Raw genomic sequence first — 26872 nt, 5'->3', positions numbered from 1 at the left:
TTGTTAAGTAATCGACCATCTATTTTCTGGCATTTCAAAATTGAGCCTTAACACTATTTGAAATAATCGTTGTAGCGGTAACCTTTGCGGTTACCGTTTCTTATTTCGATCAAATGGTAACCGTAAAGGTTACCGTTACAGTACACCTAAGAGAAACATAATAAATTATACCCGACAATTTTTGTGTATTTACTTAATTTTAGCAAAAATCAAAAAACACTTGTATGAAATCACAAGAACTCATAATATTGTAGTAAAATACAACTAAATACGCTTTGCAACCTATAAATACACCTATATGAAAAACATCTATTTGGCTAATTTATCAAATATTTTCTTCGTGATAGTGGGCGTTCTATACATTTTCCCTATCATAAAAGTTAGTTACATTCACTTCCCCCGATTAATATGCTTAAAGGTGTTATACGCACAATAATAAAATCTTCTTCTTTTTTAAACAAATCTGTAATATTATGCCTAAAAAAACCTCAAAGGGGGTAACTCTCTACAAACAATTACTTGGGAAAAATACTATTTCAACAAGCTGTACCCTAGTAAATATGAAGAAAACTCACCTAACTTTTGTACTATCAGTTTTTACCGTTTTCTTTTCTTTAGCACAAAAACAAGACTCCACAGGACGTGACTCGCTTATAATTAAAAGTGTTGTACCGCCACCATCCAATTCCAATACATATACTCCCAATCTTATTCTCCCTTCGCCTCATGCAGCTACACTCGGCAATTATGGCAATACCCCTATCAATCTAAGTTCGGGTTTAGCAACACCCAGTATCTCCTTATTGGATTTAAAGGAAGGTAATATTGAGATGAATGTGGGTATTTCGTATCAATATAAAGGGTTTAAGCCTTTTGAATCTCCAAGTATTCTTGGAAGGGGGTGGTCATTAAGTGCTGGAGGAGTGATAACGCGCGTTATTAAATCAAAACCTGATGAAAGAAGGCCTGTATCCAGTAATGCCTACGGGTATGCTACTGCTGAAAACAGAACAAATATAGCAAATTTAATTAATAACGATGGAACAATTGTTCAGCCAGCAGGGCAATCGCTATTTTACAGTATTCCTGACGGAGAACCCGATATGTTTGTTTTTAATTTTATGGGAATGACTGGTAAGTTCTTTTTTGGAGAAGATGGAACCATTCATGTCGTATCTGACAGGAAGATAAAGATTGACTACAGAGTTGTTAAACTTACTCAAACCATAGCCAACAACCCCAATATTGATTTATATCATTTTGTAGAATTTTCGATTACCGATGAAAATGGAACAACCTACAAATTTGGAGATACCAATACCAATATAAGCCTACCTATCAAAAATGTAGAATTTTCTTCCTCAGGCTCTGACTTTGATTGTACAGGTGGAAATATGAATATCACTTCGTGGTTTTTAGCTGAAATAGCCGATAAAAACGGGAGTAAAATCAACTTCAACTATACCAACGATTACCTATACCAAAGTGGAGACAATAATCATTTCAACTTCACTTTGCGAGGTAGAAATACTAGCTCACCTGTAGCCCGTGGACAATACAATACATCTCAGCAAACTTATTATTATGATAATATGTGGAGCTGTGTGAGCTCTTTAGAAAATTTTCTGACCTCAATCAAAGGAACGAACTGGACGGTTAATTTTGAATATGACAAAAAAGAGAATGTAACCTACTTGATAAAAACAACCCTCCTTGCTAATACTATTCCCAAACAAGAAATCAAAAAATTCATATTTAATTTTTCCAATTTAACCAATCCCGATGGCCTATTGTTATCGGCATTGACAGAATCGTCTCTTGATAATACCATTGCACCTCAACATCTTTTTACTTACTATAATGCCCAAAATCTCTACTACCAAAACCCTTTTGCCATTGATTATTGGGGTTTTGATAATGGTGCCTATAACAATACTACTCTTATAGCCGATCCTCCTTTCAATGCACAGCGAAATCCTAATTTTTTGGCTACTCAAAAAGGGGCTTTAACCACCATCATTTACCCAACAGGAGGTTCAACGCAGTTTGTGTATGAACAAAACGACTATGGACAACTACGGGAGTCGGAGTATGAAAACGGAGTATTGATTAACAAAAAAGATTATGGAGGCCTCCGTATAAAAACGATTATTGACAAAGACGTGAATGGCGATATTCTAAGTAAAAAGGAATATAAGTATGATTCTTTTAGCAATATCAACAAATCCAGTGGAGTTATTTCATCATCGATTGGTCTTACCAAACTGAGATATATCGATGCCCCTATCAATACCCCTACTACACCTCGTTTTCCTGTGCTACCAAACAAAGATTTTTATTATTCTGAAGGCTTGCACACTATGGCAGAAATACCTATTTATTATACAAACGTAACCGAAACCCTAAGCGATAATTCTATCACAAAAACGACGTTTACATCTCACAACGACTATAACGACTTTTGGGGGGTAAACTTTGGGTGGGGCAACAACCAAATAGGAAGTTCTGCCAACTATTCTTTAATGCGTTCTTTACCAAAAGAAGTAAAATATTACAATAACAATACCTTAGTCAAAGAGACAAAAATCACTTACAATTTGGTAGATAGGCATAAAGCTCGTTCTCTCTATACAGGTAATGCTACAGCCACTCCTTCAATTCAGCAAACCATAGATTTTCTAAAAACATATTATACGTATTCTGGATGGCTACAAAAAGTAGCCGAAACCGAACGACTTTATGTCGACCCTACTAATTTTATTGAAACCATCACAAATTATCATTACAGTAATTCCAATTATCTACAACTTACGTCGGTATCTACCCAAAGCAGCAAAGGAGAAACGCTTTTGACGAATTATAAATATCCGTATGATTTCGGTACAGAGCCGTATCTGACGATGACCAATAAAAATATCATCGCTCCTGTTATTGAAGAAACCAACTTGTTAGATAATACCCAAGCCTTTTGGAAATTTACAGATTATGCAACATTCGGAACATTGCAATTACCCCAAAAAATAAGAACACAGATTGGTAGTGGTGCTATTATTACGCCCATTACCTTCGACAACTATGACTCCCGAGGTAATCTAACACAATACAGTACTCGAAATGGGCAAACCGCCACCATGCAGTATTATGGTACATTAGATTTGGGGAAAACAGATCTTTTGAAATCTCAAACCATAGATGGCTCAAAAACAGCAACATTACTAAACAGAACGGTGTCTTATGACTATGTACCTTTAGTTGGCCGAAGTTCAGAAACCGATATTAATGGGTATACAACCACTTATTGGTACGATGTATTCTCTCGTTTAAAATCTATAAAAGACACCCAAGGCTACCTTTTAAAGGACTTTCATTATCATTATGCCAACCAAACGGCTCTTTCGGGTTGGGGTATTATACCTACCAACACCATGAATTATGTAGTAAGTCGTACAGCCAAAGAGGCTCAAGGTACGGCTAGCTTAAGTTCGGATATAGAAAAAACCACCACACAGATACAGTATATGGATGGATTAGGGCGAAGTCTGCAATCTTTAATCTGGAAAGGTCTCCCTGATAAAACAAAAGATATAATTGTATCAACAACTCTATATGACACTTATGGCCGTCCCTATAAAGATATATTACCAATACCAAGCGAAACTGCCACCGCAGAATACACTAGCACTGCTCAAAATTTGGGAATTACATTCTATGGCGATAATTTTCCTTTTACAGAAACCGTTTTTGAATCAAGTCCTTTGAATAGACCCCTCAGAAAGTATGGGGCAGGACAAGCATGGAGAACCGCAGATAAATTCACTAAGTTTGATTATTGGTTAGCAGGCAACGAGATGATTCGTTTTGATATTCAAGCAAATGGCTTGGTCAATGGCAATACTCGATATCCCAATAGTTCGCTTTACAACAATCTTATCACCAGCGAACGGGGTATTTGGACTATGGAGGTAAAAGATAAACAAGGTAGAATAATAGGTAAGTTACAACAATTGGAAGCTAATACCTTCAACTTTGCCACCACTGCTTATGTTTATAACAATTTAGGTCAATTAAGTTACGTTGTTACCCCAAATGCCTACAAAGGCTTTGAAAATGGTACTTTTACTAGCTTTACAGAAAACGATAACTTATTTTTGGAAGGCATCTACGGCTATCATTACGACAACCAAGGGCGTTTAACCGAAAAACATATCCCTGGAACAGGCTGGACACGCTACGTTTATGACAAACAAGACCGAATCGTCCTTGAAAACGATGACAAAGATGCCAATACCAGTCCCAACTACTGGAAGTTTAGCCAGTACGATGCCTTAGGAAGGGTAATCCGAACAGGACTTATCAATAACATTGGTACTTATAGCCGTAGCCAATTACAAAGCGAGTTTGATGCCGTAAGCGTTCCCTACGAAGAAAGAGGCTCAACCCTTTTGGGCTATACCAATCGCTCGTTTCCAAGCAGTTATACCCCTGCCGAGACCAACATAAAAACCGTCAACTACTACGACGATTACACATGGCAAACAGAAACAGCCTACAACTTCCAGGCGGCCAATGCCTTCCATACACAAGCCAATACCAAAGGCCTCCAAACAGGAGCATTGGTACGAAACCTTGAAAGCAACGACTGGTACAAATCTGTCAACTATTACGATTATAAAGGGCGAGTTATTCAAGATTTTCAACAAACCATTCGGGGGAACATCATTAGAAAAGATTATCAATATCGTTTTAATGGCGAACTTCTAACAACGAGAATCACCAAAGGCTCAAACATTAAAATACTCAGCTATGAATATGACCATTTAGGCAGAAAAACTACATTTAGACATTCTTTAAACGGTAATGAAAAAACCATTGCCAAATATATCTACGATGAAATAGGACGGTTAAAAAGCAAACAATTTAGTCCTACATCGGCTATTGGGAGTTCTCAAACAGGCGATTGGACAAACTCCACTACATGGCAAGGAGGCAGTATTCCAAGTATCTCTGACAATGTTCGTATCAATACAGGGCATAACATCACCATTCCTACAGGAAAAATCGCCACAGCAGGAAGTTTATACAATGCTGGTACACTATATAATAACGGAACGCTACAATTAGGAACTCTCAGTCTTAATGCTAGCACTACTACTCTATATAGCCTTGATTACAAATACCATATCAGAGGTGGGGTAAAAGGAATCAATCTCGATGCCAATAACAACCTAACCAATAGCCTATTTAGCTATAAACTAGACTACGAGGAAGACGGTACATACTACGACGGAAATATCAGAAACCAATATTGGAAAAGTAATATCGACGGTATCCAAAGAGCCTACCAATACAACTACGACGGAGCTTCGCGTATCACCGCTGCCACTTATGGAAGTACCAAAGCTGGTGAAAACTATGCCCTAAATAACGTAACTTATGATGCTAATGGGAATATCAAAACTCTTTCAAGAAATGGAGCAACGAATACCAATTATACCAGTTTTGGCAATGTCGATAACCTAAGTTACACCTATCAAACCAATTCTAATAAGCTCCTAAAAATTCAAGATGCCACCATTGGCAATCCAGACTTAGGCGATTTTAGAGATGGTACTAATACCAATAATGATTATGAATACTGGGAAGATGGTAGTTTGAAAAAGGATAAGAACAAAAAGATAGCCTCTATCACTTACAATTACCTCAAACTCCCCAAAACAATAACATTCGACAACGGAAGAACTATTACAACCCAGTATGATGCACAAGGCTCAAAACTCAAAAAAATAGATTCTAATGGCGAAACAACCGATTATGAAGAAGATGAGATTTATGTAAACAACGTTTTATACCAAACCTCCCACGATGAAGGACGAATTGTCAATGGTGTGTATGAATACAATATCATAGACCATTTAGGCAATCTAAGAGTATCACTCAAAGACTCCGCAGGTATAGCCGTGCCTGTTCAAAGCCTATTCTACGACCCTTGGGGTTTGTCGATGAAAGGGATGGCAATTACACGAAATCCTGCTAACTTCAATAAATTTCAATTTCTAAATAGGGAAACGCAATTTGAAACAGGTTATATAGACTTGATTCACAGGCAATTTGACCCTTCTATTGCAAGATTCACTAGTCAAGACCCCGTAATAGAAGGACAAGAACACTTATCTTTATATCAATATAGTTGGAATAATCCATTAAGGTACACCGCCCCCGATGGTAAAGCAGCTACTGACATAACACTACTAGGTGCGAATAATTCAAGTGTTACCGTAAAAACTGATTTGGTAGATTTAAAAATCAATGCCAGTGGTTTAGGTATTGATTTTGGTGGAAATCATACACTTTCTGGAAATGATATTTTACAAGTTGCTGTAGATATAGGGGGTGTTTTTGACCCAACACCAACTTTAGATGTTTTAGGAGCTTCACTTTCTGCCAAAAGTGGCGACTATTGGGGTGCAGGTGCGAGTATATTAGGTGCTGCTATTCCTTTCGCAGGTGATTTAGCCAAAACTAGTAAAGTTACCAAAGGTATTGATAAAATTTCTGATGCTATTGATGCAGTAAAAGGTGCAGATAATGCAAAAGGAGGCGTTTATGTTTTAAAAGATGGTGATACGGTAGTAAGGACGGGAAGAACAAAAGATTTAGCGACTCGTGAGGCTCAACATAAAAATGACCCTACTCTTGGGAAGTATGAATTTGAAACGAAATATAAAACAGATAGTTATGCAGAGCAAAGAGGGTTAGAACATAAAGTTTCAAAACAATACGAATCAACGGCATCAAAAGCAAATGGAGGTCATAACAAAATAAATGCTATTGGCGATAAAAACCCAAATAAAGCAAAATACATACAAGCCGCAGATGATTACCTAAAAAGACAATAGTATGGAAAAGAAAAAAATAAAATATTCGGAAGGGGATTTATTTATAATTGAAACTGAAAATCACAATAAATTTTTAGGTTTGATTGCAAGACGTAAAGGACGTACAAAGTTATTATTCGGTTATTTTTGGAAACTGAATTTTACCATTGGAGAGAATCTTGTTTTGAATAAAAGCGATGCTATTACAGCAACTAAATTTGGGGGTTTAGGCTTTGAACTAAGTAACTGGCAAGTTTTAGGTAAATATTCAGGATGGCAAAAAGAGGATTGGGGTATGCCAGAATTCAGAAGATATGATGAACTTATTGATAAGTATTATGCAATAAGTTATAATGAAGATTTTGAAGAAATTGCGAAAAGGAACATCTCTAAAAATGAAGCAGATTCTTTATTCAAAGATGGTAGCCATGGTCATATATCTCTTGAAAATCATTTACAGCGAAATTTTACATAATTAAAAAAGCCCCTATTCGGGGCTTTTTTATTGACAAATATATCCAAAATTCGAGGATAAGAAGCACCAAAATAATTATTGAGCGACAGCCAAGTTTTGTTCAAAGAAACTTGGGAAATGCTGTTTAGTGAGCATTGTATCAATAATATTCATGACAATATCTCTAAGCCTATGCAGGAGCATTGGTAATGAATGCCAATAACAACCTAACCAATAGCCTATTTAGCTATAAGCTCGACTACGAAGAAGACGGTACATACTACGACGGAAATATCAGAAACCAATATTGGAAAAGCAATATCGACGGTATCCAAAGAGCCTATCAATACAACTACGACGGAGCTTCGCGTATCACCGTTGCCATTTATGGAAGTACCAAAGCTGGTGAAAACTATGCACTAAATAACGTAACTTATGATGCTAATGGCAATATCCTTAGTCTTAGTAGAAATGGGGCAACAAATACCAATTATACCAGTTTTGGCAATGTCGATAACCTAAGTTACACCTATCAAACCAATTCTAATAAGCTCCTAAAAATTCAAGATGCCACCATTGGCAATCCAGACTTAGGCGATTTTAGAGATGGTACTAATACCAATAATGATTATGAATACTGGGAAGATGGTAGTTTGAAAAAGGATAAGAACAAAAAGATAGCCTCTATCACTTACAATTACCTCAAACTCCCCAAAACAATAACATTCGACAACGGAAGAACTATTACAACCCAGTATGATGCACAAGGCTCAAAACTCAAAAAAATAGATTCTAATGGCGAACCAACCGATTATGAAGAAGATGAGATTTATGTAAATGGCAGTCTCTACCAGATTTCGCACGACGAAGGGCGTATCAACGCACAAGGACAGTACGAGTATAATACCACAGACCATCTAGGTAATCTAAGAGTATCACTCAAAGACTCCGCAGGAATTGCCGTACCTCTTCAAAGCCTATTCTACGACCCGTGGGGACTTTCCATGAAGGGTATGCAGATAAACAAAAATTATGCTAACTTTAATAAGCACCAGTATAATGGTAAAGAATTACAACTAGAAACAGGATGGAATGATTTCGGAGCAAGAATGTACGGAGCTGCAGAAGGACGCTGGTTTGTTCCTGACCCTAAAAGCGAACGAATGAGACGTTGGTCGCCATTCTGTGCATTTTTTAACAATCCATTAAGGTACACCGACCCCGATGGATTAGAACCAACTCCAGCAGAAGCTGCAAGAATGGCTGCTCACGTTTATGGAGATAAAAAGGATAATATTCTAATAGGTGGCTGGCAGGTATCAAAAAAAGATTTTGGGTTATCAGACAAAGACTTGAATAATTCTGCCACAGGTTTGAAATCGCAAGTTTACCAGAGATTGAAAGCTGATGGAAACCTTGAATATACCTATGCTACCGCAGGAACAGAAGCTAATTGGAAAGATGTTGGTGCCGATGTGAAACAACCACTAGGTTTTTCTAATCAATATACTAATGCAGCAGATAATGCTGTAGCAATTTCTAATGTCCTTGGTGATATGGAGTTGACATTTACAGGTCATTCATTAGGTGGAGGTGAAGCAGCACTAAACGCATTGGTAACTGATAGAAAAGCTATAACATTTAATGCCGCAGGTGTTGGTGATATGACAAAAATGGCAGAAGGAAACTGGAAAACACTTTTCAAATCCGAAAAAAATATCAATGCTTATATATTGCTAACAGATCCGTTGAATAATCTCCAGAATAAAAGCCCTATAATGCCTGATGTAAATGGTAGGAGACATTACTTATGGCCAAAGGATTTGCCATCAACCTACAACGGACATAGCATGGATAACATATTAAAGAATTTTGGTATTAGACAACCTAATGATTACAAAAAATAATGAAAGCAACTATACTACAAATTATACTTTCTTGTTTATTATTTTCTTGCTCTAATAGAGATGAGTTGGTAGACAAATCAAACTTAACTGGCAATGATTATCGTCTTTTTCAAAATACTCCAGCTTGGGAACTGGCCAAGGCTGTACAAGACGAAAATGAAAAAAAAATAATTGAAATAGTTACTAAAAATCCTCAACTCATTAATTATCAAGAACCCAAGTTTGGCAGTACCCTTTTGATGCTAACTATTAAAAACCAACAATATAAAGCATTTGAAATACTGTTGAAAAACAATGCAAATGTAAATATTTACGATACATACGAGGGTTCTAGTGCATTAATTGAAGCCGCAAGTTCCAAATACTATCATGTAAAATTTGTTGAAGCACTCTTACAACATGGAGCAAATGTAAACGATGTACAAAAAATTAAAAATGAGCCAGATAAAATAAAATCAGTGTTAATGAAAGCGGCTAAAACGGGTAACATCAATTTAATAAAATTGCTTATTGAAAAAGGTGCTAACTTAAATTACCAAAATAGTTACAAACAAACTGCACTAAGCGAAGCTGTTATGAGAGAACGCTACAATATTGTACTTTATTTACTTGAAAATGGTGCAGACTACAAACAACCTATATTTTTCAGACCAGCTTATGGAATACATTCAGACCAACAAGACTCTAAAGATAAAGGAAAGTCTATATATTTAGTAGATATGTTGCGAGAAGATTTTTTTGAGCTTGATACAGACGAATACAAATACAAAATGCAAATAGTAGATTTTTTAAAAACTAAAGGGATAGATTATCGAACAACACCAATTCCTGAATACATCAAGAAAAAAGCCCAAGAAGAATATCCTAATAGTTGGCAGGAATATTTAGAGAAGTACTAACAAAGCCACTCACTAGACATGCCCCCCCAGTTAGTGTCTAACTGGGGGATAACTATATATATATTGCAACAACAATACCCTCAACAAGTTAAGTTTCGTTGTTTACTAGTTCAAAATATAGTTATACTAGAATCACAGTCAGTCATTACAAGTTCTCAAACTACAGTATCCCAAGCATCTCTGACAACGTCCGTATCAATACAGGTCATTTCATCACCATTCCTACAGGCAAAATAGCCACCGCAGGAAGTTTATTCAATGCAGGTACATTACAGAATTATGGTACATTAAACTTAGGTAGTTTGTCGGTAAACACCAATGCAGGAATATTACAAACCCTTGATTACAAATACCATATCAGAGGCGGGCTAAAAGGCATCAACCTCGATGCCAATAACAACCTAACCAATAGCCTATTTAGCTATAAACTAGACTACGAAGAAGACGGTACATACTACGACGGAAATATCAGAAACCAATATTGGAAAAGTAATATCGACGGTATCCAAAGAGCCTATCAATACAACTACGACGGGGCTTCTCGTATCACCGTTGCCACTTATGGAAGTACCAAAGCTGGTGAAAACTATGCACTAAATAACGTAACTTATGATGCCAATGGCAATATCCTTAGTCTTAGTAGAAATGGGGCAACAAATACCAATTATACCAGTTTTGGCAATGTCGATAACCTAAGTTACACCTATCAAACCAATTCTAATAAGCTCCTAAAAATTCAAGATGCCACCATTGGCAATCCAGACTTAGGCGATTTTAGAGATGGTACTAATACCGATAATGATTATGAATATTGGGAAGATGGTAGTCTGAAAAAGGATAAGAACAAAAAGATAGCCTCTATCACTTACAATTACCTCAAACTCCCCAAAACAATAACATTCGACAACGGAAGAACTATTACCACCCAGTATGATGCACAAGGCTCAAAACTCAAAAAAATAGATTCTAATGGCGAAACAACCGATTATGAAGAAGATGAGATTTATGTAAACAACGTTTTATACCAAACCTCCCACGATGAAGGACGAATTGTCAATGGTATCTATGAGTATAATATCACAGACCACTTAGGTAATCTAAGAATAGCCTTCAAAGATTCCTCTGGTATAGCCGCACCTCTTCAAAGCCTATTCTACGACCCTTGGGGTTTGTCGATGAAAGGGATGGCAATTACACGAAATCCTACTAATTTCAATAAATTCCAATTCCTAAATAGGGAAACGCAATTTGAAACAGGATATATAGACCTGATTCACAGACAGTTTGACCCTTCTATTGCAAGATTCATAAGTCAAGACCCTGTAATAGAAGGACAAGAACACTTATCTTTATATCAATATAGTTGGAATAATCCGATCCTCAAATCTGACCCTGATGGGATGTGGCCTGGAGAGACATATTGGAATATATTACGAGATTATATGAAAGACTATGTAAAAGATAAAATTGGATGGAATTACTTAAAACCTCATGAACGTAAATACGCTAAAGAGCATGCTGTTAATGCAATAAGAGCAAAATTTATTTCCGAAGACGCAGAAAGACTTGCAAATACCTTGGGAGACAACACTTTAATGAATGGAACAACCGTTGACGCTGAGATAAGACATGATGGGGGCATAAAAAATGCTATCAAGCATGCTTTCTGGATGGCATCAATGACAAGATCACTAGGTTTAAGTGCAGCTACAGAATTAGGCACATTACATGAAAAAGGCCAACTAGGAGCTTTAACCGAAATGGATAAAGCTAATAATGCAGTAGGAATCGAAATTGGAGAAGGTTTAAATATCAGATCCGAAAATTCAGAAATATTATCGAAGGTATTAAATACTGGAATGCAAGGGAATTTATCTATTGTCACCTTTGATAAAGATGGTAAAACACCAATAGTAACTAAAATCAATTTATCAGAAAAAAAATATGAAAAACATACTCAAATCATCAAGAATATTATTAAAATCATGCAAAAACAGGAATCTGAACAGCGTATTTATCATGGAGGGGATTAAATATTTTTTATTTACATTTTTATTACTAAGTTGTCAGCCTGCATACAAAAACATTGAGGATAACACCTTCAAAAATAAGTTTGTTGATTTATTAATCAAATTTGAGCATTTAAAAAACACTGAGAAGGCCAGATTTAAGCTGGATACTCTGACAGATTTTAAATGGGAAAAAATGTATATTTTCGGAGGGAGTGAAGATAAAGAAGGAATGAACAAACGATTGGGATTTAAGTGGGAATATAGTTTTGACTGGGATATTCTTCAAGAAGGAGATTTTATGTTTGTTTTTGTAAGAGATAATCAGGTTGTCTCTACTTCCTATTTCATGCGTGATGGATTACCTTGTAATAATTTTTCAATATCAAATGGTGACAATTTTTCAACACCTCAAACGTCGCTATTTTATATACAGAAAGAGTTTTATAAGGACGATAAACTAAACTGGGAGTTTAGGATAACCAATGCCAGTGTCAAATAATGAAAGTATTTATTGTTCAACATAGTCCACAGATTTGTAGTATCAATAAAAACAAAACTCTACCTTCTAAATAAAATATATGTTTGTGATTTTATCTATCTACTAAAAGAAAAAAACAAACTCACATTAAAATATTAGCCCGTTGACTATAAGATATAGTTAGCGGGTTTTGTGCATAACTACGGAATATATAGCTAGGCAATCTAAGAGTAGCCTTCAAAGATTCACTAGGCATAGCCAAGATTACACAAGCTAATGCCTTAATAAACGGAATATTATAAGTACGCTAAAGGCAAACAAAGCTATCATGTAGCTGATAGGTATAATCCCCTTTTATCATATAAAATATAGATTTAGGTCTAGTATAATTAATACTTTAGCATAAATTACCCCAAAAACAGGTCTTATTTTCCTTTGTATTTTATTTACTTTTGAAGACAAAGCTTTAGAACTGAATATTGTAAAGGTTTTTGATGAATTTGTAGTATCAGCCCAACTAACAAAAAACCAGAAACTTACCTAGCCCTTCTCTTATCACTCAAGCATAACTTATGATTGTATTTATCTCTAGTTCAAACTTATCGCCTAAACATTTGATAAAAAAAATCACTGTCGGTAATACCAACAGCGATTCCTAAACAGACAAATAGATTATTTTATTATCTTAATTGATTTGACAATATTTCTTGTTCAAACCTGATATTTTAATGCTTCTGAAAAATCTGTGGGCCTTTGCATCTGTGTAAACCCAAAACAACACAAAAGAAAGGCCCTACAGCTCACTCAATCGCAATTTAACTTCTACGTTTTTACTTATTTCTATACACTTTTTCGTAGAAAAGTGGGAAAATAAATAAGGTTAAAATCGTTGCACCAATCATACCTCCAATCACAACAATCGCCAATGGCTTTTGTGATTCTGAACCTATACCCGACGACGTAGCGGCAGGCAACATCCCAAAAATACCCATCATGGCGGTCATCATTACTGGCCGTACCCTCGATTTTACCCCTTCCTGAATAGAATCCATGAGCGACATTCGTTTATGGAGGTTCTCTTTGAACACCTCTATCATGATTACTCCATTTTGGATACATATACCAAACAAGGCAATAAAACCAATACCTGCCGAAATACTAAAGTTGGTATGGGTTACCAGCAAGGCTACCGACCCCCCAATGATGGCAAATGGTACATTGGAAAACACCAAGGCGGCATCTTTTAAGCTCCCAAACATGATATAAAGAATAAAGAAAATCGCAATCATTGAAATAGGTACTACCTGTGCCAAACGCTTTGTAGCTCGTTGTTGGTTTTCGAAGTCCCCTTTCCACTTCATATCGTAGCCTTTGGGTAAATTGGTAATTACTTTGGCTACTCCAGCCTGAGCTTCGGCAATGGTACTACCCATGTCGCGGCCACGTACCGAAAACTTCACAGCAATAAAACGTTTGGTATCTTCTCTGAAAATCAAGCTTGGCCCTGTAAGCGTTTTAACTTCGGCAATTTGTTTGATAGGAATTTTAGTGCCGCTCATAGACGGAACCATTAGGTTACGAATTTCTTGCTCTGATTTACGATATTCAGGTTGGAAACGCACTCGGATATCAAACTTTCTTTCACCTTCATACAACTGACTGGCGGTTTGCCCACCAATTGCCATTGAAATTACGGCTTCAGCATCGGCGGTTTGTACACCATAAAAATTCATTTTCTGCTGATCCATTTCAATATGTAATTCGGGTTGGCCTAGGTTTCGGATAATACCCAAATCTTCAATACCACGTACATGACGTAGTACTTTTTCCACTTTTTCGGCTTGACTTTCTAAATAATCAAAGTCATTGCCATAGATTTTTACGGCAATAGAACCTTTTACCCCCGAAACGGCCTCTTCAACGTTATCCATGATAGGCTGTGAAAAGCCTAATGTTACCCCTTGAAAAATCGAAAGCTTTTCTTGCATTTTCTCAATTAATTGGGCTTTGGTCAGTTTACTAGCCCATTCTTTTTGAGGATAAATATCGACGTGAAACTCTACGTTATAAAAACCTGTTGGGTCAGTTCCGTCGTTGGGGCGACCTGCCTGCGACAGTACTTGTCTCACTTCAGGAAAGCCTTCAAAAACCTTTCGCATATCGTTGGCATACCGCACCGACTCGTCTAAGCTAATGCTTCGAGGCATTGTAGCACGTACATAAATAGAGCCTTCGTTGAGCTGTGGCAAAAATTCTGTTCCGTGAATCGTCAATGTCCAAAAACCTACTATGGTAATAATAGCCGTACCAATAAAAGTGAATTTTTTATGCGAGAAACAGTAATGAAAAACCTTCATTGAATAACGCATCACAAAACTTACCACGAAGTTACTTTTCTCTTTTACGTTATGGTTCATAAGTAAACTTACCATAACAGGTACAAGTGTAAGTGTAAAAATCAAAGCTCCCAACAAAGCCGAACCTAGTGTCCAAGCCAAAGGCGAAAACATTTTTCCTTCTACTTTTTGGAAAGCAAAGATGGGTAATAGGGCTATCAGGATAATAATTTTTGAGGTAAAAATCGCTTTACCCATATTAGAGCCAGTACGTTTGATAATCGACATTTTAGCCAATTTATTAAAACGCTCCATTCCTACCTCTTCGGCCTTATGTGCTAACACGACAATCAGGCCCTCTACTACCACTACTGTACCGTCGATAATAATCCCAAAATCGACTGCACCCAACGATAAAAGGTTGACATTCATGCCCAATAGCTTTAGACACGTAAAGGCAAATAGCAATGCCAACGGAATAATCATTGATACAATCAACGATGCACGCCAGTCGGCCAAGAATATCAATACAATCAACGTTACCAATACAATACCTTCAATAAGGTTGTGGGTTACAGTGTCGATACAAAAATCTAAAAGGGTTTGACGATTATAGAAAGTTTGAATTTTGATACCATTAGGCAAAATTTTGGTATTTAGTTCTACTACTTTTAGGTTCAAATTAGCAATAACTTCCGATGGGTTTTCGCCTTTTCTCATCACCACAATACCTTCTACAGCATCGTTGTTGGTACCACGGCCTACTTGTCCTAAACGAGGCAAAGCCGACTCTGTTACCGTTGCAACCGTTTTTACATAAACTGGTACTCCATTGATATTATCCACCAAGATATTTTGAATATCCTGAATGTTTTTGAGCAAGCCAATCCCACGTACTACATACGCTTGATTGTTTTTAGTAATTACATCGCCCCCAACGTTGATATTACTTTTTTCGACAGCCGTAAATACATCGAGTGGCGTAATTTTATAATCTTGTAAAAGGGTTGGATTTACACTGATTTCGTAGGTTTTTACTTCTCCACCAAAACTTACAATATCTGCCACACCCGGAACCGACCGTAAGTTTCGGTCAACTACCCAATCTTGCACTTCTTTTAGCCGACGCGACGTAAGGCCTTTACCTTCGAGGGTATATCTAAAAATCTCGCCCGTTGGCCCATAAGGAGGCTGTATGTCGGGCTCTACGTCGTCGGGCAAGCTGACACCTTGTAATGCGTTGTTAACCTGAATACGAGCAAAATTATTATCAACACCATCGTCAAACATCACTACTACTACCGACAACCCGAATAGCGTAGTAGACCGAACAGTTGTTTTCTTTTGTACGCCATTCATTGAAATCTCCAAAGGAGCAGTCACAAACTTTTCTATTTCTTCGGCACTTCTTCCAGGCCACTGTGTAATAATCGTTACTTGTGTGTTGGTAACGTCGGGAAAGGCATCGATAGGTGTATTCATAAAACTTGATACTCCACCTATAACAATTACGGCAGTAAAAAAGAATACTGCAAATTTATATTTTAGCGAAAACGCCAATAACTTTTTCATAAAACTTCCGTGTTTTTAGATGCTAAAAAATGAACCAAAATCTGGGGAAGCCCCTCTTTCTCCTTCTTTTCTCCCAAATTTGAAATCAAATACTCTTATTCAATAAGAGCATTATAAACCAACAATTGATTTTTGTTCATTACTTTCTCACCTTCTTTGAGGCCACTTGTAATGTAGGTTTTATTAGCGTTTTGTTTGGCAATTTGTACCTCACGCACTTCCATGTGCTGGTCGTCTTTGTAAACCACAACAAAATTTTTGTTTTGGTCAAAAATGATTGACGACGACGGCACAGCAATACTGCGGGTATCGGTGCTGAAACTTACATTTACCTGAGCAAACATTTCGGGTTTCATCAAAAAATGAGGGTTGGCCAAATTAATACGCACTTGTAAAGTACGTGTTTCGGGGTCGAGGGCATTACTCATTTTATCTATTTTACCCTTTAGTACCATGTCGGGGTACGAAATCAATTTAACCTCTACTGGCGATCCTACTCTTACTTTGGCAATATCGGCCTCATAAACATTGGCTACGATTTGGATTTGCGACAAATCGGCAATGGTAAAAAATGCACCTGTTTCGCCTTCATGAAAAGACATTTTATCAGAAATAGCATTGTTTTTTTCGATAACATAACCCGCAATAGGAGCTTTTAAGGTATAAAAAGCATTTTTTACATTATAGATACTAGCTACTTCTTTGGCTCTTTTCAACGACCCCTGAGCTTTTAGCAAATCATTTTGAGCAAACGTAACATCCTTTTCCGATGCTAAGCCTGCTTTATACATATCTTTTTGAACTTGTAAATTCTTTTGTGCCGACAACAAATCGGAGGTTGACCCTACGGTTTGGTTTTCAACATCTGCTACTTCCGACGAATGTACGATAGCCAAAGTTTGTCCTTTGCCTACAAAATCGCCTAAGTTGGCACTAATTTTTTCGATAACCCCATCGACCAAAGGCGAAACTTTCACCTGCTTATCTTCATAAGGCGTTACTTTTCCTGTTAGCTGTAATTGGGTTTGTATGGGCTCTAATGTGGCTGTTGCTAAGCTTAATTCTTGTTTTAATCGAGCCGAAAGCTCAAAAGGCTTTTCATCTTTTGTTTCGGTATCAGCCTGAGTACTGGTACATGCCGATACAGATAAAAATGCCAACGCTACTGATATATATATGATATGCTTTTTCATGATACGTTATTGTCTGTTTTTGTCTTAAAGAACCTTTTTACCTACTACAAAATTCAAGTTTTCAAATGCTTGAATTCTGGTGTTATTAAGTGAATTAATTTGACTAACGGTGTTTTTATACGACTCTAAGAAATCTGTAAATTCTATCAAGGTTACATTGCGCTTTTGATAGTTCTCGATTACTCCATCTATTAGCTTATTAAAGCTAGGCAAATAGTTTTTATCGAGCGTTCTATACAGCCTTTCAGCTTCTTTGGCTTTTAATAAAGCCTGTAGGACATCGTTGGTAATTTGGACATCGGTTTGTGCCAAATACTGTTTATTAGCCAAAATCTCGTTCTCTGCAATTTTGATATTTCCTTGATTTTTGTTGAATATCGGCAGCGACATCGACACCGTAAGGGCATGATAATTATTGAGGTAGCTTCCTGCACGGTCATAGCTATAACCTACCGTAATATCGGGGGTTGCCAATGATTTTTGTAAAGCCAAATTAGCCGAAGCAAGGCGTACTGTTGCTTCTTGCATTTTGCGGTCAAAACGGCCGTCGGTAGCTGTGTTGGTCAAATCAGCCAACTTCAGGTTATCCAAATCCATATCGCCCAAAACCTTTTCGTCTACAATTGGCTCGATAGGTTTGGCACTTACATCTCCTATTAGTACCTTAAATGTAGCCTGATTATCAGCTATGTCCATCAAGATACTACTACGCTCTGTTTCTAGGGTTACTAAGAATGATTGTAGCCTAATTACCTCTTTTTGAGGTACATTACCTTTCAGAACTTGCTCTTGATAAGCACTAATCAACCTTGCGAGGGTTACGATTTCTTGCTCGTAGGTAGTCAAGGTTTTTTGTAAGAAATGAATCGCATAAAAGCTAGTACGCAACTGATACGAAAGTCCTCTCAAGATTTCAAAAAACTGATAATCAGTAATTTCGGCATTGATTTTAGCAATGTTTACTTGCTTATTGCGTTTGCCAGCCAACTGAATCAGTTGTTGAACTTGAAAAGCACGTTGCCCAAAAGCCCCAATCATAGCATCATTGGCAATTGTTGGTGTAGTATTGAGGGTTTGCTCAATATTGATTTCAGGATTGGGTAGTAACTTAGCTTGTATAATTGCCGCTTTTGAGGCTTCTATATTATACTTCTGTGCTAGCAAGGTTAAATTGTTTTTGACAAACTGTTGCTCAGCATCGCTAATCGAAATTTTTAAGGAATCAGACGATTGTGCTATTATCGGACTCGATAAAAGACAAAAGCCTATTATCCACACAAAATAGGACTTCATAGAATTTATAGTCAAGTGATATTAAAAAGTTAAACGGACTCTCCCTAATAATTAACCTATTGTACCAAATACAAAGCACAACAAGACAAGCAAGCTTTCTGGTGAAAGAAAACTAACGACACAACAATACATTACCTATACCACGCCAATGTATAAGCAAAACTTGGGTATTATCGACAAACCCGATTGTTCAAAACGGTTTGCCCAAACCTTGTTCTGACTTTCGTGATTGGTAATATACCTTTTCTCTCAAAAGATTTTTCTCGATTCTCTCAACAGCATTCTATAACAAACTAATTACTGATTATCAGCTAGTTGCTTTGAAATACCAATCAAAGATAGTCTTTTGATATAAATTATTGTTTTAGGGAATAAAAAAGTGAAGCTATTTATCTCAAATCAGATAAACACAATGAAGTTCAAATAATTTTTGAGGAGGATATATGGCCACTCCTATTCGAGTACCCACTCCTTGTAAGCTTTGAATAGTTGTTAATACCTGACAATAGACATCTGAAGGAGCTGCAAGACAACGTGAATCTTCCGAACGTTCATCTTTCTCTTCTTGGTTATCTAATAAGCAGTGATTTTCAACTTCAAAGTGACGGCCAAAAGTTCTTTTTTTGCTAAATCGAGAAATACTTTTCTTAACTTTTGCAATCTCTTTATTAGTATTTCCTCCATCAAAAGCATAGCTGTTCGTTGCTATAGACCATAGCAAAAAAGGGAGTAGCCATTTATAGATTTTGAAAGATTTCATATACTGTTGAGATTCTTGGCCGAATTACCAATAAAATTTAAAGAAGTTTATATAGAACTCTATAACTCATTAATACCATCGGGTTAGGAAAATGGAATATTGGGGTTAAAAAGTTCTTGTGACTTTGTATTGCGTAAAGATAGAAATTTGTTTTTGATTTTCGTAGTTAAAAAATGTTAAAAGTATAGTTTTTTAGCTTTTTTTTTTATAAACCAGCAAAAACATACATCTAACGCCTTTTTTTTGTTGATTTTTATCAACAAACTGTTCTTATCATTCTATTGATGAAACACTTAATATACCCAACGCCCAAAGCCATACAATTGGTGTGCAGCAAGCAAGGTATTCGTATTGGGCTCACTGATGTATCTGTAATGTTAACTTTTCTAATGTTTCTGGCATAAATATTGAAAGTGAGTATAACATTTGCGTGTAAAGGCTTTTTTGTCGTTTCTTTGTAAATTGCAATTGTTCAAAATCATAAACACAAGCATTTGTCGTTAATCTGTACATATCCTTGAGATACCACCCTTACGATTCTCTTGCGATTCAACCCTCATAATATTCAATAGTATGGCTAAAAGATTTCAAGTATTAGATTCGTTTTCTCACATTAGTAATTCCGTTAATCATCCCATTCACGCACTTGTTTCGGTTCAGTACCCAGCCCTAAATGGTTTGCAAAGTTTGCAGGATTCTATCAATGCCATTTTTAAGAAAAAAAGAGCGGTTTATGTTGCATTATCCGACCAAAAATTGATTCATATTCATACCGTAGGAACGTCGGTAACTACTACCCAAGAAATTCCTTTCGAGCATATTCAAGATATTCATATTGATACCAAAAGTCAGCACCGAGATTTCAATGCTCCTAAAGTAACAGTAACTACCAAAAATCCTAAAGCCAAAAAAGCAAACGAAAAGGTGCATGAGTTTATCTTATTTCCTTCTTTGTTTTTTCCAAATCTCAAATACTCTGAAAATCATACCGAATTGATGCAATTTGTACAGATGAGAGAACACCTTTTGGAGCAACTCAAACAGGTAAAGAAAACTTTAGAAGATAAGAAAGCCACTGAGGCCGCACAACAAAACTGAGGAAAAAAGGCTCGGATATGTTTGTGAAAGATAAAGCTATTTGACCATTCCTATTAGTATCTGAATAGATTCATATCCTAATAGGAATGGTTTTATCCTTCTTTGTTGAGCAATTTATCATAAAAACTTACAGTACAGTTATTGTCTGGTTTTGGTAAGCCATTAACTCTAAGGCATCGGCAGGGAGTTCGGTAATGAGGTAGTTAATTTCTGATAAATCGGCCACTTTCATTTTCATCACTGAGTTGAGTTTTTCAGAAATAGACAATACCGCTACCTTGTCAGCAGCTTTAATCATGGTCTTTTTTACCTGCACAGTTTCCCAATCAGAGTCGGTTAGGCCACCTTTGGCATCGATGGCATTTGTTCCCAAAATACACAAATCAGCTTTCATTTCCGACAATCTTAGGTGTACTTCACCCCCAACGGCCATTTGGCTATAACGAGAAAGCTGCCCTCCTATCAAAATAATTTCGACATTAGGCTTATCTAGCAATTCTACAGCCGTTAATGGATTGACAGTCATGAAGGTAACCTTCAAATCATCGGGAAGGATTTTTACTAATTCTCGAATGGTTGTACCCCCACCTACCAATATTAGCATACCATCTTTCAAAAGCGATAATGCTTTCTGAGCTATCTGCAATTTAGCATTATGGGCATACGTTTCTTTCAACTGCGACGAATGGTGATAGGCTTTGGACATAGCACCGCCTCGTATTTTGATAATAGCCCCTTCTTCCGACAGTTCATTCAAGTCCCGACGAATCGTATCTTCCGATACATTTAATACCTCCACTAATTCTGCGAAAGATACCCGAGTATGCACATTGATTTCTTTCAAAATCAAATCCTTTCTCTCCTTCTTTAAAAGATTAACCGACATAAGGTTTTGAGTATTTGTTTTTACGATACAAATATAGCAAAAACTACAACTTTCAGCATCCTGTCTTAAATACCATATATTCAAAATTTGCAAAATTTGAGAATAAATACTCAGTTTTTGAAGAAAAAACCAATTTTATTTGCAATAAATGCTTGTTATTACAAAATATTATGTACGTTTGTGCAATCAATGCAATAATTAATTGCAAAATTTGCAAAATAACTACTTACCATAATAACTCAACAGCTCATGAAAAAAATTAGACTATTACATTTTTCTCAACGGTTGATGTGGCTTTCTGTACTAGGCGGCATTACCTTGAATGGCTATTCGAATGTTGAATATGGTTCTAACCATCTAACTAAAGTTATTGAATCTACAACACTTGCAACTGTTCCTTTGACAGGAAACGTTACTTCAGCCAAAGACGGAACACCTATTGCTGGGGCTTCGGTATTTGTCAAAGAAAACCCTAAAGTGGGTGCTACAACCGACGCTCAGGGTAATTTCAAACTCCTGATTCCTGATAATATTGCTAGTGCAAAATTCAGCATTGTTGTATCTACTATTGGATATGAACAACAACAAATAGCTATTGCATCGGGGCAAACTTCTTTAAGTATTACTTTAAAAGAAAGTTTTGAAGCCTTAGGTGAAGTAGTGGTAACAGCTTTGGGCGTAAAAAAAGATAAAAAAGCTCTTGCTTATTCTGTTACTGAAGTAAGTGGTAGCGAATTTACGCAGGCTCGTGAAACCAACTTGGCAAGTGCCCTTTCGGGTAAAATTGCAGGGGTAAATGCCACTAGCTTGGCTACTGGTGCTGGTGGTTCTAGCCGTGTGGTTATTCGTGGCAATGGTTCTCTTTCGGGCGATAACCAACCTTTGTATGTTATTAATGGTATGCCTATTGATAACAGTACCCCAGGTGGTAGCCCAACTACAGGTGGTAGCGGACACAACGTTGACCGTGGCGATGGTATTGGTGGTATCAACCCCGACGACATCGAGAGTATCAGTGTTCTAAAAGGAGGTACTGCCGCAGCGTTGTATGGCTCTCGTGCTGCCAATGGTGTTATTTTGATTACAACCAAAAAGGGTACTGTAAAAAAAGGTATTGGACTTGAATATAACTCAACTGCAACTATCGACGATGTCGTAGATTTTACAGATTGGCAGTACGAGTACGGGCAAGGTGACGGTGGTGTAAAGCCAACATCGCAGGCTCAGGCTATTAGCTGGGGCCGTCGCTCGTGGGGGGCCAAAATGGATGGGCAACAGTATACAGCATTCGATGGGCAACAACATGCGTATTCTCCTCAAAAGAACAATATCAAAAATTTTTATAATACGGGCTTTACTTTTTCTAATACCGTTGCTTTTAGTGGCGGAACAGAAGCTCTTAATTTCCGTGCTTCGTTGGCCGATATCGACAACAAAAGTATTTTGCCTAATTCTACATTCAACCGAAAGGTGTTCAATTTAAGCCTGAATTCAAAGCTTAACGAACGCCTTTCGATAGATGCCTTGGCTCAATACAACCTCGAAAAAGCTCATAATCGCCCAAGTGCAGGCGATGCCCCTGGAAACCCCAACTGGGCTAACTACATGATTGCCAATACTGTAGATATTGGATGGCTTTCGCCAGGATATGATGCCAATGGCCGAGAAGTACAATGGAACGAAACGCCTTACGCTTCTAATTCTTACTTTGTTGTTAATAAATTTACTAACGACGATACCAAAAATCGTTTTATCGGTCAGTTTGGTATCAAATACGACATCTTGAAAAACCTTTTTGTTAAAGGAAATATCAGTCGTGATTTTTATAACTACAACTTTACGGGTATTATTCCTACTGGAACGGTTTATACAATCAATGCGGCTGGTGAATATCAAGGTATCAAATCGTCGGTAAGTGAAAGCAACTCGATGCTAACCCTCAATTATAATACCGATTTCAATAATGTACACTTGAATGCAATGATTGGTGGCAACAAACGTAGCTTTGAGCGTGAAGAAATCTATACATCTGGTACACAATACATTATACCTAATTTTTATAGCTTCACCAACCTTGCTACAGCTACTACTCGTCCTGTTACACAACGTTTGGCTACCAATTCGGTATTTGGGTCACTCGACCTCGACTACAAAGGAATTTTGTTTTTAAATGCCTCTGCTCGTCAAGACTGGTTCTCTACTTTGGGTATCAAAAACAACACCATTTTGTACCCTGCTGTAGGGACAAGCTTTGTGCTATCGCAAGCAACCGAAATGCCTTCGTTTGTTAATTATGCCAAGTTACGTGCTTCGTGGGCTCAAGTAGGTGGTGGTGTTCCTGACCCTTATACACTCAACCAAACTTATAGTATGGTAACAAGTAGTGGACAGCCTTTACAACAAATTACAACAACCAATGGCGAATATCTTCTTAACAACCCAAGCTTAAAACCTTTTACATCAACTACTTGGGAGGCTGGTTTAGATACCAAATTGTTTAACAATCGCTTGGGAATCGACCTTACGTATTATCTCAGAAGAACTACTAACGATATTGTAAAAACGGCTATTTCTGGCACAAGTGGTTATCAATATACTTACGTAAACGTTGGACAAGTAGACAACCACGGTATCGAGTTGTTATTGACAGGTGGGCTTATCAAGTCGAAAAACTTCAATTGGAATGCTAGCTTCAACTTTGCTTATAACCAAAACAAAGTAGTAAAACTCACAGAAGGTGTCAATACGATTCAATTGGCAACTTCGGTAGGTTCGTGGGCATTTATCAATACCGACGCTGGCCGCCCTTATGGTATTATTAAGGGGTACACTATGGTAAAAGACAAGGCTGGCAATATTGTATTTGACCCATCGACAGGTTATCCTGTAAAAGGACCAATTACCGAAATAGGTCAGGGAGTAGCTCCACTTACGATGGGATTGAGTAATAGCTTCAGCTACAAAAACTTTTCATTAGATATATTATTGGATGGCAAATTTGGCAACGATGTATTCTCGGTAATGAATGTATATGCTACTCGATTTGGTTTACAAAAAAGTACTTTGGCAGGTCGTGAATCGGGCTTACAGGTATCGGGGGTCGATACCAAAGGCGAGGCTTTCACCAAAACTATTCCTGTGTCGAACCTGCGTTTGTATTATGACAACCTGAAAAACTATTCAGATTTATTTATCTACGATGGTAGCTTTATCAAATTGCGCCAAGTGGTATTCGGTTATAAGATTCCTGCTCAGTACTTAAAATTTGCCAAAATCCAATCAGCTTCTATTTCTTTCGTAGCAAGAAATTTATTTATCCTGTACAAAAAGACCGACAACTTTGACCCTGAGTCGAGCTATACCAATAGCAATGCTCAAGGATTTGAAGCCTTTGGTTTGCCAAGAACAAGAAGCTATGGTATCAACTTATCCGTGAAGTTTTAAAGAAATAGTATCTTTCTGATAAAACCAACAACAGATAACTCATCAAGGCTGAACTCTTTTCTTTTGAAAAAAGCCTGTTAAAAAAGATATAATCATGAAAAAGCTTTTTACTATAAAAACCCTAGCTCTTTTATCAAGTGTTGCTTTATTGAGTGCTTGCGACAAAGGTTTTGAGCAACTCAATATCAATCCCGACACTTCGCCGATTATTGTACCTTCGTATATGTTTAGCAAAGCCCAATACGATGCCCTAAACAATAGCTGTGCTAGTACCTACGAGTTTGCTTGTGGTGGTTCGGTACAACATTTCTCGACATACAAAGATGTTCCTGCCATTGGCGACAAATACTTTTTCTCGCAAGGTACATACCCTTACGATTTTTTCAACAATGCCTATCCTCTTGGTGTAAACGAAATCGGAGCGGTAATTAATGCCGTAAAAAACGACCCTACCCAAGCCAACTTGCATGCGATTGCTCGAATATGGAAAGCTTTTACTTTTCATCGTATTACCGATTTGTATGGCGATGTGCCTTACTCGGAAGCTGGAACTGGCTATACCAATGCCAATTTTACACCAAAATACGATTCTCAGAAAAGTATTTATGAAGATATGCTCAAAGAGCTTGAGCAAGCAGCCACTAGCCTAGATGCCTCTAAAGCATCGTATGGCTCGGCCGACCTTATCTATGGTGGCGACGTAACAAAATGGAAAAAATTTGCTTATTCTATGATGTTCCGGTTGTCGATGCGTTTAACAAAGGTAGATGCTAACTTGGCCAAAACATGGGCTCAAAAAGCCATTGCTGGTGGTGTTATCTTGGACGATGCCGACCTAGCCAAAGTTCAGTATATTGCCAATGGACAAGACATCAACAAAAACCCTATTTCGTTGGCTTTGCGTGGCAATAACTATGCCGTAGCCAATGGCAACGACAATACCGAAGGAGGCAAGTTTGCCAAAACTTTTGTTTCTTTTTTGACTGCAAACAAAGACCCTCGTCTGAATTCTATTTCGGTAGTTTGGGTAAACAAAACACAGGACACCACGTTGGCTATCCAGAAAGGGATGCCTAATGGACTTTTACAAAAGCCTGCTGATTTTATTACTTATTCAGAACCCAATATCAATACAGTATTAAAACTAGACGCTCCATTGATTGTACTGAGCAATGCCGAAATGAATTTGTTGATGGCCGAAGCCGTTATTCGTGGCTGGGCTAGTGGCGACGCTGCCACTTATTACAAAAATGGTATTGCAGCTTCTATGCGTAGTATGGCTCTTTATGGCGACGCCGCTGCAATTTCTACTGCCAAAATCAATACTTATTTGGCGGGTCATCTATTTGCTAGTTCTTTTGAAAGCCAAATGGAACAAATCCACTCGCAAATGTGGGTATCATTATTCCCGAACGAAGTAGAAGTATATTCTAATTGGCGACGCACAGGTTATCCTAAGTTAACACCTGTCAATATTACAGGCAACCTAACCAACGGTAGTATTCCTCGCCGTTTGTTATATCCTTTGGCCGAGGAAAACCTCAACGGCCCTAATTTCAAAGCCGCTGTGGCAAGTCAAGGTGAAAATACCTTAACTACCAGAATATGGTGGGACAAATAAAGTGAAAAATGAATACCCGACCCAAAGAGCTTTTTAAGCTCTTT

Annotated in this window: 14 protein-coding genes; 9 read left to right on the top strand and 5 right to left on the bottom strand. The window is 37.3% G+C overall.

Annotated features, from left to right (window positions below; translation table 11 throughout):
- Window positions 1–560 precede the first annotated feature (560 nt).
- From FLEMA_RS0157830 to FLEMA_RS74645, 6 genes are all read left to right on the top strand, one after another.
- On the top strand, window positions 561–6896 hold the full coding sequence (locus FLEMA_RS0157830; RefSeq protein ID WP_159102736.1) for a DUF6443 domain-containing protein: 6336 nt from the start codon (window positions 561–563) through the stop codon (window positions 6894–6896).
- 1 nt (window position 6897) lies between these two features.
- On the top strand, window positions 6898–7350 hold the full coding sequence (locus FLEMA_RS0157825) for a hypothetical protein (RefSeq protein WP_026997370.1): 453 nt from the start codon (window positions 6898–6900) through the stop codon (window positions 7348–7350).
- 188 nt (window positions 7351–7538) lie between these two features.
- Complete coding sequence (locus tag FLEMA_RS0157815) at window positions 7539–9236, top strand: RHS repeat domain-containing protein (protein WP_044173783.1); 1698 nt, start codon at window positions 7539–7541, stop codon at window positions 9234–9236.
- Window positions 9236–10135, top strand: coding sequence for an ankyrin repeat domain-containing protein (locus FLEMA_RS0157810; protein WP_026997368.1), 900 nt, complete (start codon window positions 9236–9238; stop codon window positions 10133–10135). Before FLEMA_RS0157815 ends, FLEMA_RS0157810 begins: the two co-directional genes overlap by 1 nt.
- 98 nt (window positions 10136–10233) lie before the next feature.
- Window positions 10234–12168 carry an RHS repeat domain-containing protein gene (locus FLEMA_RS0157800; protein WP_044173780.1) on the top strand — a complete coding sequence of 645 codons (1935 nt, stop codon included), beginning with the start codon at window positions 10234–10236 and terminating at the stop codon, window positions 12166–12168.
- Window positions 12155–12646 (top strand): hypothetical protein, encoded by a 492-nt coding sequence (locus FLEMA_RS74645; protein ID WP_044173779.1) that lies wholly within the window; start codon window positions 12155–12157, stop codon window positions 12644–12646. Before FLEMA_RS0157800 ends, FLEMA_RS74645 begins: the two co-directional genes overlap by 14 nt.
- Window positions 12647–13455: 809 nt before the next feature.
- Here FLEMA_RS74645 and FLEMA_RS74640 read toward each other — a convergent pair.
- The 4 genes from FLEMA_RS74640 to FLEMA_RS0157610 form a co-directional block, all read right to left on the bottom strand.
- Window positions 13456–16533, bottom strand: a complete 3078-nt coding sequence (locus FLEMA_RS74640; RefSeq protein WP_044173778.1) for an efflux RND transporter permease subunit — start codon at window positions 16531–16533, stop codon at window positions 13456–13458.
- 95 nt (window positions 16534–16628) lie between these two features.
- Window positions 16629–17726 (bottom strand): efflux RND transporter periplasmic adaptor subunit, encoded by a 1098-nt coding sequence (locus FLEMA_RS74635; protein WP_044173777.1) that lies wholly within the window; start codon window positions 17724–17726, stop codon window positions 16629–16631.
- A gap of 24 nt (window positions 17727–17750) precedes the next feature.
- Window positions 17751–19019 (bottom strand): TolC family protein, encoded by a 1269-nt coding sequence (locus FLEMA_RS74630; RefSeq protein WP_044173775.1) that lies wholly within the window; start codon window positions 19017–19019, stop codon window positions 17751–17753.
- Window positions 19020–19413: 394 nt separating this feature from the next.
- Window positions 19414–19779 carry a hypothetical protein gene (locus tag FLEMA_RS0157610; protein ID WP_044173774.1) on the bottom strand — a complete coding sequence of 122 codons (366 nt, stop codon included), beginning with the start codon at window positions 19777–19779 and terminating at the stop codon, window positions 19414–19416.
- A gap of 573 nt (window positions 19780–20352) precedes the next feature.
- On the opposite strand from FLEMA_RS0157610, the gene FLEMA_RS0157580 reads away from it, so the two are divergent.
- Entirely contained in the window at window positions 20353–20877 is a 525-nt protein-coding gene (locus tag FLEMA_RS0157580; RefSeq protein WP_026997358.1) for a hypothetical protein, read from the top strand.
- Window positions 20878–21004: 127 nt separating this feature from the next.
- On the opposite strand, the gene FLEMA_RS74625 is transcribed toward FLEMA_RS0157580, so the two are convergent.
- On the bottom strand, window positions 21005–21763 hold the full coding sequence (locus FLEMA_RS74625) for a DeoR/GlpR family DNA-binding transcription regulator (protein ID WP_044175254.1): 759 nt from the start codon (window positions 21761–21763) through the stop codon (window positions 21005–21007).
- A 249-nt stretch (window positions 21764–22012) separates the two neighbouring features.
- Between FLEMA_RS74625 and FLEMA_RS74620 the strand changes: the two genes are divergently transcribed.
- Together FLEMA_RS74620 and FLEMA_RS0157540 are read left to right on the top strand one after the other, a co-directional pair.
- Window positions 22013–25207, top strand: a complete 3195-nt coding sequence (locus FLEMA_RS74620) for a SusC/RagA family TonB-linked outer membrane protein (protein ID WP_052354298.1) — start codon at window positions 22013–22015, stop codon at window positions 25205–25207.
- A 94-nt stretch (window positions 25208–25301) separates the two neighbouring features.
- On the top strand, window positions 25302–26828 hold the full coding sequence (locus tag FLEMA_RS0157540; protein WP_026997998.1) for a SusD/RagB family nutrient-binding outer membrane lipoprotein: 1527 nt from the start codon (window positions 25302–25304) through the stop codon (window positions 26826–26828).
- Window positions 26829–26872 lie beyond the last annotated feature (44 nt).

Origin of the sequence: Flectobacillus major DSM 103 (assembly GCF_000427405.1) — a bacterium.
In the GTDB taxonomy this organism is placed as follows: domain Bacteria; phylum Bacteroidota; class Bacteroidia; order Cytophagales; family Spirosomataceae; genus Flectobacillus; species Flectobacillus major.
The sequence above is the reverse complement of the archived record's forward strand: the minus strand, read 5'-3'. Positions and strand labels throughout refer to the sequence as shown.